This is a genomic window from Neokomagataea tanensis, assembly GCF_006542335.1.
Classification (GTDB): domain Bacteria; phylum Pseudomonadota; class Alphaproteobacteria; order Acetobacterales; family Acetobacteraceae; genus Gluconobacter; species Gluconobacter tanensis.
Genome location: NZ_CP032485.1, coordinates 262,908 through 278,090, shown reverse-complemented (window position 1 = coordinate 278,090; position 15,183 = coordinate 262,908). Strand labels below are relative to the sequence as shown.

12 protein-coding genes are annotated in these 15,183 nt (G+C 56.2%); all 12 read right to left on the bottom strand.

The window, feature by feature from the left end; genetic code table 11:
* Positions 1-33: 33 nt before the first annotated feature.
* From ftsA to D5366_RS01265, 12 genes are read right to left on the bottom strand one after another with little or no spacing between them, the layout of a single operon-like run.
* Entirely contained in the window at positions 34-1,425 is a 1,392-nt protein-coding gene (gene ftsA, locus D5366_RS01320; protein WP_141491968.1) for a cell division protein FtsA, read from the bottom strand.
* The gene (locus D5366_RS01315) at positions 1,422-2,387 is read right to left on the bottom strand and encodes a cell division protein FtsQ/DivIB (protein ID WP_141491967.1); all 966 of its coding nucleotides are present in this window, start codon (positions 2,385-2,387) and stop codon (positions 1,422-1,424) included. The genes ftsA and D5366_RS01315 overlap by 4 nt, the downstream gene beginning before the upstream one ends.
* Complete coding sequence (locus D5366_RS01310) at positions 2,387-3,298, bottom strand: D-alanine--D-alanine ligase (RefSeq protein ID WP_141491966.1); 912 nt, start codon at positions 3,296-3,298, stop codon at positions 2,387-2,389. Before D5366_RS01310 ends, D5366_RS01315 begins: the two co-directional genes overlap by 1 nt.
* Complete coding sequence (murB, locus tag D5366_RS01305) at positions 3,295-4,233, bottom strand: UDP-N-acetylmuramate dehydrogenase (protein ID WP_141491965.1); 939 nt, start codon at positions 4,231-4,233, stop codon at positions 3,295-3,297. The genes D5366_RS01310 and murB overlap by 4 nt, the downstream gene beginning before the upstream one ends.
* The gene (gene murC, locus D5366_RS01300; protein ID WP_141491964.1) at positions 4,230-5,666 is read right to left on the bottom strand and encodes a UDP-N-acetylmuramate--L-alanine ligase; all 1,437 of its coding nucleotides are present in this window, start codon (positions 5,664-5,666) and stop codon (positions 4,230-4,232) included. Before murC ends, murB begins: the two co-directional genes overlap by 4 nt.
* Before the next feature lie 55 nt (positions 5,667-5,721).
* On the bottom strand, positions 5,722-6,819 hold the full coding sequence (gene murG, locus D5366_RS01295; RefSeq protein WP_141491963.1) for an undecaprenyldiphospho-muramoylpentapeptide beta-N-acetylglucosaminyltransferase: 1,098 nt from the start codon (positions 6,817-6,819) through the stop codon (positions 5,722-5,724).
* On the bottom strand, positions 6,816-8,015 hold the full coding sequence (locus D5366_RS01290) for an FtsW/RodA/SpoVE family cell cycle protein (protein ID WP_240775284.1): 1,200 nt from the start codon (positions 8,013-8,015) through the stop codon (positions 6,816-6,818). Before D5366_RS01290 ends, murG begins: the two co-directional genes overlap by 4 nt.
* 15 nt (positions 8,016-8,030) lie before the next feature.
* Entirely contained in the window at positions 8,031-9,365 is a 1,335-nt protein-coding gene (gene murD, locus D5366_RS01285; RefSeq protein WP_141491961.1) for a UDP-N-acetylmuramoyl-L-alanine--D-glutamate ligase, read from the bottom strand.
* Positions 9,366-9,367: 2 nt separating this feature from the next.
* Entirely contained in the window at positions 9,368-10,459 is a 1,092-nt protein-coding gene (gene mraY, locus D5366_RS01280) for a phospho-N-acetylmuramoyl-pentapeptide-transferase (RefSeq protein WP_141491960.1), read from the bottom strand.
* Between the two features lie 18 nt (positions 10,460-10,477).
* Entirely contained in the window at positions 10,478-11,851 is a 1,374-nt protein-coding gene (locus D5366_RS01275) for a UDP-N-acetylmuramoyl-tripeptide--D-alanyl-D-alanine ligase (protein ID WP_141491959.1), read from the bottom strand.
* Positions 11,848-13,323: a UDP-N-acetylmuramoyl-L-alanyl-D-glutamate--2,6-diaminopimelate ligase gene (locus tag D5366_RS01270; protein WP_141491958.1), complete on the bottom strand. Its 1,476-nt coding sequence runs from the start codon at positions 13,321-13,323 to the stop codon at positions 11,848-11,850. The genes D5366_RS01275 and D5366_RS01270 overlap by 4 nt, the downstream gene beginning before the upstream one ends.
* Before the next feature lie 8 nt (positions 13,324-13,331).
* The gene (locus D5366_RS01265) at positions 13,332-15,137 is read right to left on the bottom strand and encodes a peptidoglycan D,D-transpeptidase FtsI family protein (RefSeq protein ID WP_373317485.1); all 1,806 of its coding nucleotides are present in this window, start codon (positions 15,135-15,137) and stop codon (positions 13,332-13,334) included.
* Between the last annotated feature and the right edge of the window lie 46 nt (positions 15,138-15,183).

The window sequence follows — 15,183 nt, the reverse complement described above, 5'->3', positions numbered from 1 at the left end:
GCGCAAGGGCGGAAGTTATTTAAAATCTTTAGCCTATCCACGATCGCGGATGAAGCCTACAAGACGTTGGAAAAGGTTGTTTGGTGCGGTTTCTGTGATTGGCGTATGGGCAAAGTTGCGGTCCGCGCCAGCCGCCCAAGCCAAAAGCCCGGAAACGGTTGAAAAACCAGCGGAAGCTGCATCATTTTCGGGTAAGCCATGAATATTCAGCGGGCGGCCAAGTCTGACTGAGCGCCCGAGAATACGACTGGCTACAGGGACGAGCCCTTCCATCAATGACGCACCGCCCGTCAAAACGACTCGTGTATTGGCCATGCCGCCTAAGCCAGAGGTGTCAAGGGCGTTACGGACCAACTCAAGTGTCTCTGCGATGCGGGGTTCTATGAAACTTATTAATCGCGCGCGTGGTACGCGTGCCAAGCGGTCCCGGCTCTCTCCAATCAGTGGGATTGAAAGCATTTCGCGCTGATCGTCGGAGCCGAGCTGCGCTGCGCCAAAGAGGGTTTTCAGGCGCTCTGCTGTATCCAAAGATGTTGAGAGGGCGCTTGCAATGTCGCGAGTGACGTGAAGGCCGCCGACTGGGATTTGTGCAATATGGAGCAAGCGTCCTTCAAGAAATACAGACAGAGACGTTGTACCGCCGCCCATTTCAACGACCGTTACGCCTAAGTCTCTTTCTTCGTCGCTTAAGACTGATAAGGCTGATGCAAAGGGGCTGGAAACGAGCCCGTCCAAGCGGAGTTCAGCCCTTTGCAAAACTGTATCAAGAGTGCGTAAAGAGCTTGAGTGCATATCCACAATGTGGAAGCGTGCCGAGAGTTCTGTGCACTGATAGCCGCGCGGGTCTGTTACCCCGGCCATGCCGTCCACAAGATATCCAAGCGGAATGTTGTGAATGATAGAGCGCCCTTCCGCCCAAGCGCGTGCCTTCGCATCGACCCGCAACTGGTCAACATCATGGGCTGTGACCTCGCGGCCACCAATGGGGAGGTGCACATCAATCCATCGGCTGGCAGGGTGCCCGCCTGAGAGGTTGACTGTCAGTGCGTCCATGCGTTTTTCGGCAGCGTCCTCTGCCTGACCTACAGTCGCGCGGATGGCCGCTTCTGCCTCCCGGACGTCGACGATCGAGCCTGAGCGGATGCCGTGAGCCCTGCGCCAGCCATAGCCTAGAACGTTCAGGCTGCCATCGGGCTCGCCCCGCCCGATGAGGCAGGTCATTTTTGTGCTGCCAATGTCTAGAACGCCAAAAACCCCGCTGCGCCATGCGGGGGTGGGACGGGTTTCTTCCGGCGGTAATGTCAGGACGTTGCGTGTGTCACGGCTGTGTGCGACGGGATGTTCCGGTGTCGAAAGCGCGCGCCCACGCATGCCGCCCCTGCGACGGAAAAAAGAATGTTCAGTGCCGGGAAGTGTTTCGGTCATTGCGGCTTTGTCTGATTGCTGCCCTCTGGGGCAGTGGGAGGGGCCGTTGGCGGCGTCGGGGGTGGCGGCGGATGTATAACCATGCGGTCCGGCAGGCGCATGTCAATAGAAACGATAGGGCGGTCTAGTAGTTTCATACTATCCTGAAATTGTTGCAGACGCGCAAAGGCTGGCTTTTCTTCATCTTCAGGGAGCATTACTGTTGTGCCATTGCGTAGGACGATGTCCCAGCGTCTACCGCCGACACGGACATAGGCGGTGATACGGCTTCGTATGTCCGGAAAAGCTGCTGCGGCATCAAACAGGCTTGTAGCTGCAGTGTTGGCCCCGTCACCGACAATGAGTGGCAGGCTGCGGAATATTTCGGAATCTTGTCCGACGGCGCCTTGGCCCGAGACAGCTTCGCCAGCCTGATTAATTAAAGAAAAATGATCGTGATTTTGCCAGACAGCAACCGGCGTCCGTTCTGTAATGTTAACAATAATAGTGTCCGGCATCCGCCTTACGACGGTGGCCTGCTCGACAAGTGGCAAGGCGTTGACGCGTGCGCGTGCTGTTTCCACCGAGAAACTAAAGAGAGGTTGTCCGATTTTCACACCGAGTGCCGTTTCAATGGTTTGCTGGCTTATAATATGCCGACCATTTACGACGATATGCTTAACAGGCAGCGGCTCCATTGCGACTAATCGTGCCCGCAGCGGGGCAAACCGCTCCTCAGACGCTGCTAAATGAACGAGGTGCACGGCACCGCCGCCAAGAACAAGAACCGTTAATACAACAAATCCCGGCTTTATGAGGCGGCGTATACGCCTGAGCACGAGTTTGAAACGGGACGGGCGGTCGTCGTTGGGATTGCTGCCGGTATGAATAGTCTGCGCGTAATCGTGATGCACGGCGTGGCTCCGCCATGGCTCTGGCGAAGGCGGCCGAATAACCTGATCGTGGCGCGGATCACGCTGCATTAGAACGTCAGTGCCTCATTGATCATCCAGTCGCACAAATCGGGGTACGAAATACCACAATAAGCCGCCTGTTCTGGCAGAAGCGAAGTTGGCGTCAGTCCCGGTTGGGTATTGACCTCTAAAATGATGAGTTCTTTTTTCGCGTCATCGTAACGGAAATCCGTACGGCTTGCTCCCCTGCAGCCTAAAACCTGATGAGCGCGTAAAGCGACCTCAAGGGCCTGTGCGGTGATTTCTTCCGGCAAGTCTGCTGGGAGAACATGGCGGGAGCCCCCGACACTATACTTCGCCTCGAAGTCGTAGAAAGCGGCTGTTTCTGACGGGAGGATATCCGTTACAGCCAAAGCACGGTCGCCCATTACTGCCGTGGTCAATTCACGGCCGGGTATAAAGCGTTCTACGAGTGCTTGTGTGCCAAACCGCCATGTGCGGGCAATTTCTTCACGCCGGTTATCGCCTTCCCGGATAATCTCGACACCGACAGAGGAGCCTTCCGCAATCGGCTTGATGACGTAGGGTACCGGAAGGGGATCTGCTGCTGCCAGTTCGTCTGTGGAGACGACTTTGCCAGTGGCAATGGGTAAGCCTGCGGAGGCTAGGAGCAAGCGGGTTGCTTCTTTGTTCATAGCAACTGCTGAGGCGCGTATGCCAGAATGTGTGTAAGGCAGACCCAGCCACTCCAAAACGCCCTGAATAGCACCGTCTTCTCCTAAGGGGCCGTGCAGGGCGTTGAAAACGACGTCCGGTGCTGCTGCGCGCAAGGCCGCGATCGTTGCAGCGATGTCCGGGCCGACGTCAACAGGGGTGACAGTGTGGCCTTTTTCTTCCAGAGCGGCGATTGCTGCTTTGCCAGACACAAGGCTGACGGGGCGCTCGTTGGACGTGCCACCATAGAGAACGGCAACTTTCATGGTTTCTGTCCTTCTTGAGCAGGGAGTGAATGACGGCCAATGCGCTTAATCTCCCAGTGAAGATCAATCCCGCTATGCTGCAAGACGCGCTGCCGCACGGTTTCTCCGAGTGTTTCCAAATCTGTGCTGGTAGCTTCGCCCAAATTTAGCATGAAATTACAGTGTTTTTCGCTCATTTGCGCGCCGCCCTGAAGCAGCCCGCGGCACCCTGCCTCGTCAATAAGTGCCCAAGCTTTATGCCCATCAGGATTGCGGAAGGTTGAGCCTCCCGTGCGTGCTCGGACGGGCTGAGATGCCTCACGCGAGGCTTTGATCTCGTCCATACGCTGTCGAATTAACTGCGTATCGCCCCGCGTCGCATGCAGTCTGGCGCGCAGGACGACAGAACGCTCTGGCATCTGGGCGTAGCGGTAGGCAAATGCGAGTTCTTGAGCTGTGAAGCGTTTGACGTTCCCGTTCGGGAGCATGATGTCTGCCCAGTCAAACACTGTGGCGATATCAGAGCCGTAAGCGCCCGCGTTCATGCGGATTGCGCCGCCAATGGAACCGGGGATACCGCTTAAGAATGCCAACCCATCAAGGCTGGCTGCTGCTGCGTGCTCCGCTACGGTTATGTCCAATGCGGCAGAGCCTGCGATGATACCGTTTTCTTCCACCTGAATGTCTGCAAAGCCGCGCGCCAGTTTAACGACAACGCCCTCCAAGCCTCCATCACGGATAATCACGTTCGAGCAGGCGCCCAGTACCGTTAGGGGAATATTTTCGGGAAGGTTTTTGAGGAGGGTCGCGAGGTCATCTTCGTCCTCGGGGACGAAAAGCCAATCGGCCGGGCCGCCTGTGCGAAACCAGCAACGTGGCCCGAGAGGTGCGGCCGCCTTCAAGCGGCCACGTAGGTTTTTTGTAAAGTCGGGGGCGGTGCTGTCTAGCGCCGTCATGCCTGAGAGACCTTGTGGGAGGTGCTGTTTTGCAGTGCTGCGAGTTGTTCCGGCAGGGCCTGTGCCCAATACGTGATCGTGCCGGCACCCAAGCACACAACGTAGTCTCCGGGCTTAGCAATCGCGTTGATCATTTCCGGGAGCAGTTCTGGGCTAGGCAAGGGCACGGCCGAACGATGGCCGTTATCGCGCAGTCCCTCTACGAGAGAATCACGGTCTGCGCCCTCGATAGGGCTCTCACCAGCAGCGTGGACATCAGCAACAATCACGGTATCAGCATCGTTCATACAAGTGCAAAATTCGTTAAAAAGCCCTTTGAGACGTGAATAACGATGTGGCTGTACTACGGCAATAACGTTTTTTGCGTCTGCTTGACGCGCGGCTTTAAGAACAGCTGCGATTTCTACCGGATGGTGGCCGTAATCATCAATAATCGTGATGCCGTTATGTTCGCCAGTTTTTGTAAAACGACGTTTTACACCACGGAAGGATGCGAGGCCGGAAGCAATAACGGAATCGTTAATTTCCATTTCCAGCGCGACTGCTATGGCTGCTAACGCATTTAAAACGTTGTGATGGCCAAGCATCGGAATGCGGAAAGGCCCGGCCCTGCGGGAGCGGTTGCGCGCCCGGTTCGTCACAACGACCTCAAACGTTGCGCCGCGCTTGTCCATAACGACTTTTTCGGCCCGTACATCCGCTTGTGGGCTGAAGCCATAAGTAATGACGCGGTGGTCAGACAGGCGGGGGATCATCTGCTGTACTTGCGGGTGGTCGACGCAAAGAACCGCAAAGCCATAGAAAGGAATGTTAGAGACAAACTGGTCGTAGCCAGCCTGCATGGCGGCTTCCGTACCCCAATGATCAAGGTGCTCGGGGTCCATGTTTGTGACGACGGCAATTACAGCAGGGAGGCGGAGGAACGATCCGTCGCTTTCATCTGCTTCAACGACCATCCAGTCCCCGGACCCCATGCGTGTATTGGTGCCGTAGGCCTCGATGATGCCGCCATTGATGACGGTTGGGTCTAGGCGTGCCTGTTCAAGCACGCAGGCTACAAGGCTGGTTGTCGTTGTTTTCCCGTGCGTGCCGCCGATGGCAATAGACCATCTCAGGCGCATCAGTTCTGCAAGCATTTCGGCGCGACGGACAACCGGAATGAGCTTTGCGCGCGCGGCAACAACTTCCGGGTTGTCGCGCTTTACCGCAGTTGAGGTGACGACCACTTGTGCATCACCTAAATTTTGCGCGTCGTGGCCGATATGCACCACAATGCCAGCTTGCCGCAGACGCTGTACATTTGCGCTCTCAGCAATGTCCGAACCTTGTACTTTATACCCTAACATATGCAGAACTTCCGCAATGCCGGACATGCCGATACCGCCTATGCCGACGAAGTGAAGTGTTCCAATGTTAAGAGGTAGGGCACGCATGAGAGAAAATACTTTCGGTCGTCTAAGGTGGCGGTAATGAGGCTTGGAGTATGCTTTAGTGCGATAAAGCGGCGGTAATAAGGTCAGCAACGCGCTCTGCGGCGCGCGGGGTGGCGAATGAACGGGCGGCAGCGGCTGCTGCGCTGAGCTGTTCCGGGTGTGTAAGTAACGCTATCAGGCGTTCCGTCAACAGCGCGGGGGTGAGGATTGCCTGGCGTATCATCCAAGCGGCGCCCACGTCTTCGAGAGCCTGTGCGTTTGCACCTTGTTCATCAGATGCGGCAATAGGGAGAGGGACGAGGAGCGACGGACGGCCAGCCATGGCGAGTTCTGCAACAGAAGACCCACCAGCGCGACCGATAACCAGATGCGCAGATTTGAGGCGTTCAGGCACGTCGTGAAAAAATGACTCGACGTGACAGGATACGCCAGATTGTGCGTAAAGGTTTTTCACGTTTTCCAAATCGTTCCCTCTGACCTGTTGTGTAACGTGCAGACGGGCCCGAAGTTCGGCCGGTAAAGCGGCAATGGCTTGTGGTACGAGGGTCGAAAAAATGGAAGCCCCCAATGAGCCACCCCATACCAGCAAATTGATTGTCTCTGTCGGTGCCGAGTAGGGAACATCAAGCAATGCTTCAATGCCGGGACGGACGGGCATGCCTGTTCTTTGGTGTTCAACGCTATCCGGCAAACGGGCTACATGCGTGTACGATGTTGCAATAATCGGATTGAAGCGCGCGATGAGGGCATTGGCTTGCCCTAAAACAGCGTTGCCTTCGTGGATCACCATTAATGGGCGTTTATGCGCGGGGAGAAGGCGTGCAGCAAGCAGCGGTGGAATGGACGGATAGCCGCCAAAACCAACGACAGCCGCTGCATTAAGCGAGGCAAGGTGTTTGCGGGCAGTAACGATGCCTTTGAGAAGAGCAGTTCCACCGCTGATCTTGCCTTTTAATCCTTTGCCAGCGACGCCAGCGCCGTCCAAAACATATTGAGGGCGGTTGGCAAATAGACCGGTCTCGCGCCTGCCGTGCCGGGCATCGGTCATGAGGATGAGGTCGTGGCCGCGTTCAGCCAGAACCGTAGCTACGGCTTCGGCAGGGAAGAAATGGCCGCCGGTTCCACCTGCGGCAATTACGATGGGACGGTTCATGACCGGCGTCCTTCGATCAGGGGTGCATCTTGGAATGTTGTAGGATGTAAAGGAGCGTTTGCTGCCTGCACGACTTTACTTGGGCCGACTTGATGGCGGGTGAGGGCTAGTACCATTCCCATAGTCAGCGCGACGGACATGGCGGAACTACCACCGTAGGAAATGAAGGGTAGCGTCATGCCTTTGGTCGGAATGAGGTGAAGCGTGGACCCCATATTGACGAAGGCTTGCAGCCCAAAGCCTGTGACCAGACCTGAGGTTGCGATGATGATAAAAGGATCATCCTCACGCATAGCTTTGAGGAGCGTGCGAATGACGATGGTGCCGAAAACAACAATGATACCTACGCAGAGTAAGAGGCCGTATTCCTCACCGGCAACGGCGAAAACAAAGTCCGCATGTGCGTCTGGCAACATGTCTTTTACGCGGCCTTCTCCCGGGCCCCGGCCTGTCAATCCGCCATTACCAAAAGCTCGAAGGGCTGTATCGATTTGGTAGTGGTCTCCAACATCGGGATGGAGAAAGCGTTGGACACGAGAGCGCACGTGGGGGAAGGCAATATAAGCCATACCGAACGCGCCAACCATTGATGCAACGCAGAGCGTGACCCAGTAAAGTCTCAGTCCGTCTACGAAAAGCTGGGTCATAAAGACCATGGTGATGACGGAAAGCATGCCGATGTCAGGCTGTGATTTGAGCAGTGCAAGAATAGCACCAAACCCGATAAAGGCGAGCAACATACCCGGGAAGGCGATATTGCCGCGTAGGACAATGCGCCTGCGTGAGGCGAGTAGCCACGCGGTTACAACGGCAAAGCATGGTTTAAGGAATTCTGATGGTTGGACTGACATAAGAGGAAGGGAGATCCAGCGCCGGGCTCCCTTAATCTCCATGCCGTGTACCAAGGTCATTGCTGTCGCCCCTAAGGCGATAATGCCGCCAAAGATAGCCAAATTACGTACAGCACTACGTGATAATGTGGATGTAATGAGAACGATAAGGCCAGCCAGAGTCAGGAAGGCGACCTGTTTGAAAATGAACATGTCCCGTGAAGCGCCGATACGGGAGGCAACGGCGGGGCTGGCGGCGAGCATCAGAATATAGCCCAGCCCGATGAGAATGCCGACGCAGCTAAGCGTGACACGGTCAAGGTTTCGCCACCAACGAGCGATAGCACCGGCATTAATACGGGACATTTCACTTCTCATCGTTCACACCGTCCCGCTTTTAGGTGTGGTCGATAGGCGTTCAGCCAGCGCGGTGCAGGCGCCTTCGAACTGTGTTCCACGGTCTTCAAAGCTTCTGAATTGGTCAAAGCTTGCGCAGGCAGGTGATAAAAGAACCACTGGGACAGCGTGTTTCTGGGCGATGTCATACGCATCCATGACTGCGCGGTCCAAGGTGTGACTAACCGTGTAGGGGATGCTGTTTTCATCGAGTGTCTGAGCGAGGAGAGGAGCGTCTTGCCCGATTAATACAGCATGAGACACACGGTTGAGCCAAGGGGCTAAGCTGCTGATTCCGCCGGATTTTGCTTGCCCACCTGCAATCCATATCACTTTGGGGTATGCGTCTAGCGCTTTCGAGGTGGCCTCGGCATTAGTAGCTTTGCTGTCATTAACAAAGGTAACGCCATGCACGGTTTTTACAGCCTGCAAGCGGTGTGCCAAGCCGGGGAAAGTGGCAAGGCCTGCACGGATTTCTTCGTCGTTTAGCCCTAAGTGGCGGGCCATAGCCCATGCTGTGGCAATGTTTTGCTGATTGTGCCGTCCGGGTAGAGCGGGTGCCGAAAAAGGCGGAAGGCTCTCGGGTGCTAGGCGTGTGAGATTTATACCGCTCTGCTCGACAGTGTCAGCGATGGTGCGGCAATAAGGATCATCCTGCCCAATGACAGCTAGATCCTGTGACGTCATACGGTCAAAAACATGCGCTTTAGCGGATGCATAGCCGGCCATGTCTCCATGGCGGTCCAAATGATCGGGCGTTAGATTGAGGAGGCAGGCGGTGGAAGCATGGAAGTGCTCAAGCCGCTCCAGCATATAAGACGACATCTCAATGACGTAGACGCCATCGTCACCCAAAAGGGGGAGGGCAAGTGATGCTGTCCCTAAATTGCCGCCTGCGGCACAGGGGCGGCCCGCTTCCGTCAGAATATGGGCAAGCAGGGCAGTTGTCGTTGATTTGCCGTTTGTTCCGGTAACAGCTGCAAAGCGAGCCTGTGACTTGGCGCGTCTTACCGCTTGGAAAAGCAAATCTGCGTCGGAAAGAATGGGTATTCCGGCGGCTTGAGCCAGTTGGGCGACCGGATGAGGCGCAGGGAGCTTATGGGGTATGCCGGGGGAGAGGATGAGAGCCGTCATGCCTTCGAGGCTTCTGAAAGGGGCAACTTTCAAGCCTGCTTGAGGTGGCAGGGTAGGGTTTTTATCGTCCCACGCCTGGACTTGAGCGCCCATGGCCAAAAGAGCCGCTGTGACAGCGGCTCCGTTGCGCCCGAGGCCAAGGACGGCGAATGTTTCACCCGCGAAGAGTGTGTTGGGAAAAGACATGTTCACCGTAATTTCAGCGTTGCCAGTCCGCAGAGGCCAAGAACAATGGACACAATCCAGAAGCGAATAACAATTGTCGGTTCCTGCCACCCTTTCTTTTCGAAATGGTGATGCAGAGGCGCCATGAGGAAAACGCGGCGCCCGGTACGGCGGAACCAGAAAACCTGTATTACTACGGAGAGTGTTTCTGCCACGAACACACCGCCGACGAGGCAGAGAACCAATTCATGCTTAACGGCTACAGCGATAGAACCCAGCGCCCCGCCAAGGGATAATGAGCCTGTATCGCCCATAAATACTGCTGCTGGTGGTGCGTTGAACCACAGAAAACCAAGCCCAGCACCAATTAAAGCTGCGCAGAACACGGCCAGTTCGCCCGTGCCGGGAACGGGGTGAAGCTGTAGGTAATCGGCAAAGACGTGGTTGCCCACAAGATATGCAATCAGTGCAAAAACCAGTGAAGCAATGACGACTGGGACGATGGCTAATCCGTCTAGTCCGTCAGTGAAATTCACAGCATTCCCGAAGCCCGTAATAGTAATCATGGCGAAGAGGGGGAATGCGTAGCCAAGTGGTAGAAGGAGGTCTTTTACAAAAGGAAAGGCGACGGCGTTGCGGATTTCGGGAGGGGTGAGGTGCTGGAGCCAAATTCCCGCTAAAAGAGAAGCGGCAAATTCGCAACCCAGCCGCATGCGCTTGGAGACACCCTTCGTGTTGCGGCGGGAGAGCTTGAGGTAGTCATCAGCAAAGCCGACCGCGCCAAAGGCTGCGGTGGTGAGCATGACGCCCCAGACAAAACCATTGGATAAGTCGGCCCAGAGTAGTGTTGAGCTGAACAGTGAAATCAGAATTAACATGCCACCCATTGTTGGGGTGCCTGCTTTTTCGACGATATGACGTTCAGGACCAAGGCTCCTGATGGGCTGGCCGCCGCGTTGGATACGTTTGAGTTGCGCTATAAAGGGCCGCCCCAAAACGAGGGAAATGACCAGAGCCGTCAGGCATGCGCCGCCTGAACGGAATGTCAAATAATGGAGCAGGTTGGCCAGACCGCCATGCGAGGGCGCGTGCGAGGCGATCAAATTGAAAAGCATTGAGCGGGTACCGTTTCTTCAAGCGTGATCAAGGAAGGAGACAAGGTCGCGCATGCGGCTGCCATTGCTGCCTTTGACTAGTAAAAAATCACCGGGTTTTAAGTAAGCGTGCAGCAAAGGTGCAAGTTGCCGGGCATCGGGGGCGTAGTCACCTTGCAGTTCTTTTGGCAGCGCGTCGTAGAGGGAGCGCATGTGAGGACCGCAGCAAAACGCGATTGCTTTTGCAGCAATGACGGCATCTGCAAGGGCGCGGTGTTCGTCTTCAGCAAAAATGCCGAGCTCAAGAATATCGCCCAACGCTACTACGTGCCTTTTGGCGGGTAATAGCGCGAGAGTCTCGATGGTGGCGCGCATACTGGTGCTTGAGGCGTTGTAGCTTTCATCCAGAAGCGTCACGCCCTGAAGGATTGTACGCCGTGCCCCGCGGCCTTCACCGGGGACGAAATCCGTCAAGGCTTTCGCGGCTTTTGTGACGTCACCATTGAGGGCGGCAACGGCTCCGAGAGTAATGGCTGCGTTTCGTGCCATATGCCGTCCCGGTGCTGTCAGGTGCACAGGGAGCGGTGCGTCATCTGCACTCTGCGGCATTGTGAGAGTGAATGTGCTTCCCGCAGCGGTACATGACAAATCATCGAGATAAATCTCTGCGTTGCGGCTCAGACCACTGCGCCATATCTGCCTGCCCTCTGGAGCGGCGCTACGGAGAATATCTTGCCCCGGTGTATCATCTGGGATGATTGCTGTGCCCTTTGCGAGCAGAGCACCAAAGAGCGAGGCCTTCTCACGCGCGATGGCTGCAATGCTGCCCATATTTCCCAAATGGGAAGAGCCGACTGTTGTGACGATCGCAACGTGTGGGCGCACTTGGTCCGCTAATGGGCGGATTTCTCCCTCGTGGTTCATGCCAATCTCGCTGACGCAGAAAGCCGCATCACGTGGCAAGCGCGCTAAAGTGAGGGGAACGCCCCAGTGGTTATTAAAGGATGCAACGGCAGCATGTGTTTTGCCGAGGGCTGAAAGTGCGGTGCGCAGCATTTCTTTGGTCGTGGTTTTGCCAACGCTACCCGTTACGGCAATCACCTTTCCGGTAAAGCGGTGGCGTGCAGCCTGACCAAGGGCCACCATGCCTTTAAGTGTGTCATCAACGACCAAAAGGCGTGGGTCAATGCAACCATGGGGGTCATGTACCATGACGCAGGCGGCACCTGCTGCAAGTGCGGCTTCGATATGGGTGTGCCCGTCGCTGTGGTCGCCTTTTAGGGCAATGAACAGATCACCAGCTTTCAGCGTGCGGGTATCGATCGAAACGCCAGTAACTTGCACATCATCCGCCGCGAGTGCGCCACCCGTCGCGTTGCGCAGTTCTTCTGCTGTCCAGAGTGGTGACGTCATGACAAACCCTTTTGTTCTTCTGACAACATGTGCGCCAAGTCGCGTGTGACGGTTCGGTCATCGAAAGGCAAGACAGTTTGACCGATGATTTGGCCACTTTCGTGTCCTTTTCCGGCGACAACCAAAATATCGCCGGTTTCAAGGGCTTTTAGGCCCGCTGCTATAGCATCTCGACGATCAGGAATTTCCTGTGCGTTTGGAGCGGCGGCCAGTATCTCTGCTCTGATAGACGCAGGGTCTTCGGTTCGAGGGTTGTCGTCCGTTACAATGGCGAGGTCAGCGTATTGGCTGGCAGCTTCGCCCATGAGCGGCCGTTTGCCGCGATCCCTGTCCCCCCCCGCACCGAAGACGACAATGAGGCGCCCCTGTGTGTGTGGCCGCAGGCTAGTGAGCACTCGGGCTAGAGCGTCTGAGGTATGCGCGTAATCGACGTAAGCTGCTGCGTCATTGTTGAGTACGGCGACACGTTCACAGCGTCCTGGAACACCGCTCAGGCGCGGAAGGAGGTTGATCAGTTCTTTCGCTTCTTCCGCATTGCGCCAGATCATAGCTGCGGCAAGAAGAGCATTTTCAATTTGGAAACGACCCGGCAGCGGGAACGCAATATCTGGGAGTTCTTCGCCGAAGAGAGCCAGTCGCACAATCTGGCCTTGAGGCGTGGGGCGTGTTTCGAGAAGGCGGACGGCCTCTCCTGCCTCGCCAATAGTGCGCAGGTTTATACCGCGCTTTTGGGCAATCCTATGAAGTTCCGATGCAGTGGTTGCATCCATATCGGCGTTGATGGCTGCATTGCCCGTGTCGGGCAGGAGCGTCTCAAAGAGGCGCAGCTTTGCGGCGCGGTAGGCTTCCAATGTGCCATGGTAATCAAGGTGATCACGGGTGAGGTTCGAAAAGCCTGCAGCCTCTAGCGCAACACCGTCAAGACGATCTTGAATGAGACCGTGTGATGAAGCTTCCAGTGCAACATGTGTAATGCCAGCCTTTGCCAATGCGGCAAGGGTTCGTGCAAGGGAAACGGGGTCAGGTGTGGTCAGAGAAGGGGGGGCAGGGATATCGACGCTAGTTTTTAAGCCCAGCGTACCCAAGCTTGCAGCTTTGTGTCCCTGTAGCTCCCATAATTGACGCAGAAATTCGGCCGTACTGCTTTTGCCGTTTGTCCCGGTGACGGCCGCGATATGGGCCGGCTGCGGCCCAGCCAGTATAGCCGCCGCGCGTGCCAAAACGTGGCGCGCGTTGGGCACGACTACAAGTGGTAGATCGGTTGCAAGGGGGTGGTCGCTCAGGATGGCGTAGGCACCGGCCTTGGTAGCGGCAGACACGAAAGCAGAGCCGTCTTGTTTTACACCCCGTAAGGCCACGAAAAGGCTACCGGGGCATACGGTACGGCTATCAGCGGTAATTGCCGTGATGTTTGTGTCTGCTGTGGGTTTGGCCGTGACGTCGCAGAGCCGTAGGAGTTCAGAAAAGCGCATGGGCGGGCTCAGCGTATTGTTGTGGTGTGGGGCGGGTGGGTTCTTGGATCGCCGGGGTCATTGCCCGGGCCAAGTGCACGGTAACCTGCGGGGACCGCAGGCTCCATGGCAATTGCTAGGGCGGCGTCAATCGCGGTTTTGTTGGCAAGGTCGGGGAATTGATCAAGCATTGGGCCAATTCGCGAAATGATTTTCCCTACTGTTGGGGCCGAGTTCCATGCTGCTGTGGTCCAGCCATGCGTCGCTGCGGTAGGGTGTGGACTGTCGAGCATGACGTAAACGGCGTAGCGGGGGTTGTTCATGGGGAACACGCTCGTAAAAGCCGCAACGTTAGTATGTTTTAGATAGCCGCCATGCGCACCAATTTTTTCAGCGGTACCTGTTTTGCCCCCGACGTAGTAGCCGGGTACTTCAGCGGTTTTTCCGCTGCCGGCTGTAACGTCAAGGCGGAGAAGTCGGCGCAGCAGGGCGGATGTTGTTTCGGATAGAACGCGCGTGCCGACAGGCGTTTCGGTCCCAACATCGTCTTGACCGGCTGAGTCGAGCGACGGTGGAAGTGTGCCGCGTGTTACGTCTTGTACGATGCTGGGATCACGCGCGACGAGCGTTGGTTTCAGCAAAATGCCGCCATTTACTGTGGCAGCTGTCCCGCGGACAATAGCCAGCGGGGGTTCCGCTACACCGTGCCCGAAGCCGACTGTCATGACCGTAGACAGGCCCCAGTTACGACGTGAAGGTACGAGGGGGCGGCCAGCTTCTGGAAGCTCAATCGGAACGCGTTTGAAAAAGCCCATGGCGTCAAGCCATGCTTGCTGGCGTTCCGCGCCAACATCAAGGGCAATATGGGCTGCTGCAGGGTTGGACGAAAACGCCATAACGCCGGGCAGCGAAAGCCACGGGGCGAAATGGTCAGATTTCATATCGCTGATGGTGAAGCGGCCAACTCTGATCGGGATGGTTGAGAAGCGGTCCCAAACATGAATGACGCCAAGTTGCAGGCCCATGGCGGCTGTTTGCAGCTTGAAGGTTGATCCCGGTTCATACATGCCGGTGACGGCGCGATTGAAACGCGCGTCATTTGTAGCGTGCCCGAATTCGTTCGCATCAAAATCCGGAAGGCTGACCATGGCCAAAAGTTCACCTGTGCGAACATCCATGACAATCGCGCTCGCGCCAATCGCCTGGAAGGTGGTCATGGCGTTTTGTAGCTCATCCCGAGCAGCGGCTTGCACGCGCACGTCAAGCGAGAGGCGAAGTGGAGTTTTGTCGTTGTTCAGACGGTCGTTGAAATAGCGCTCGACCCCGGCAATACCGTGGTCATCAATATCTACGCTTCCCATGATTTGGGCGGCTGTACGGCCCAACGGATAATGTCGGCGCTCCCCGGCTTCAAAATAAATGCCCGGTATGCCGAGGTTGTTAATCGCAATTTCCTGAACAGGGGAAATATCACGGGCGATATAAACAAACTGCTTTTTCAGGGAGAGGCGCCGTACCGTCTCGGCTTCATCCAAAGTTGGAATGACGTGGCGGAGCTTTTTTGCCGCGTCTTGCGGGTCAATAAGTTCCATCGGGTTGGCGTAGACTTGGGCCACGGGCAGGGAGAGCGCAAGAATTTGCCCGTTTCGGTCAGTGATGCTGGCACGCTTGACCGACGGCAATGAGAAGTCGCTGGTCAACGAGGCATGTGGGTCGATCTTAGGGATGACTGGCACTTGTGGTGCTATCTGACGTGCCTCAGGGGCCATGGGCATGAGGACTGTCGCCATTGATGCTTTGAGGGCAACGGCACCGTAGAGCGCTAAAAAGCCCATACCAACCCATAGGAGGCGCCCATGAGATTGGTCTTTATCGAAGCCG

What these genes read in the sequence shown, in the direction of transcription:
- D5366_RS01310 (WP_141491966.1), bottom strand. Translation starts at nt 3,298, where the DNA reads ATGAAAGTTGCCGTTCTCTATGGTGGCACGTCCAACGAGCGCCCCGTC.
- D5366_RS01290 (WP_240775284.1), bottom strand. Translation starts at nt 8,015, where the DNA reads ATGTCCCGTATTAATGCCGGTGCTATCGCTCGTTGGTGGCGAAACCTT.
- murB (WP_141491965.1), bottom strand. Translation starts at nt 4,233, where the DNA reads ATGACGGCGCTAGACAGCACCGCCCCCGACTTTACAAAAAACCTACGT.
- D5366_RS01275 (WP_141491959.1), bottom strand. Translation starts at nt 11,851, where the DNA reads ATGACGTCACCACTCTGGACAGCAGAAGAACTGCGCAACGCGACGGGT.
- D5366_RS01265 (WP_373317485.1), bottom strand. Translation starts at nt 15,137, where the DNA reads ATGGGCTTTTTAGCGCTCTACGGTGCCGTTGCCCTCAAAGCATCAATG.
- D5366_RS01270 (WP_141491958.1), bottom strand. Translation starts at nt 13,323, where the DNA reads ATGCGCTTTTCTGAACTCCTACGGCTCTGCGACGTCACGGCCAAACCC.
- murG (WP_141491963.1), bottom strand. Translation starts at nt 6,819, where the DNA reads ATGAACCGTCCCATCGTAATTGCCGCAGGTGGAACCGGCGGCCATTTC.
- mraY (WP_141491960.1), bottom strand. Translation starts at nt 10,459, where the DNA reads ATGCTTTTCAATTTGATCGCCTCGCACGCGCCCTCGCATGGCGGTCTG.
- murD (WP_141491961.1), bottom strand. Translation starts at nt 9,365, where the DNA reads ATGTCTTTTCCCAACACACTCTTCGCGGGTGAAACATTCGCCGTCCTT.
- D5366_RS01315 (WP_141491967.1), bottom strand. Translation starts at nt 2,387, where the DNA reads ATGCAGCGTGATCCGCGCCACGATCAGGTTATTCGGCCGCCTTCGCCA.
- murC (WP_141491964.1), bottom strand. Translation starts at nt 5,666, where the DNA reads ATGCGTGCCCTACCTCTTAACATTGGAACACTTCACTTCGTCGGCATA.
- ftsA (WP_141491968.1), bottom strand. Translation starts at nt 1,425, where the DNA reads ATGACCGAAACACTTCCCGGCACTGAACATTCTTTTTTCCGTCGCAGG.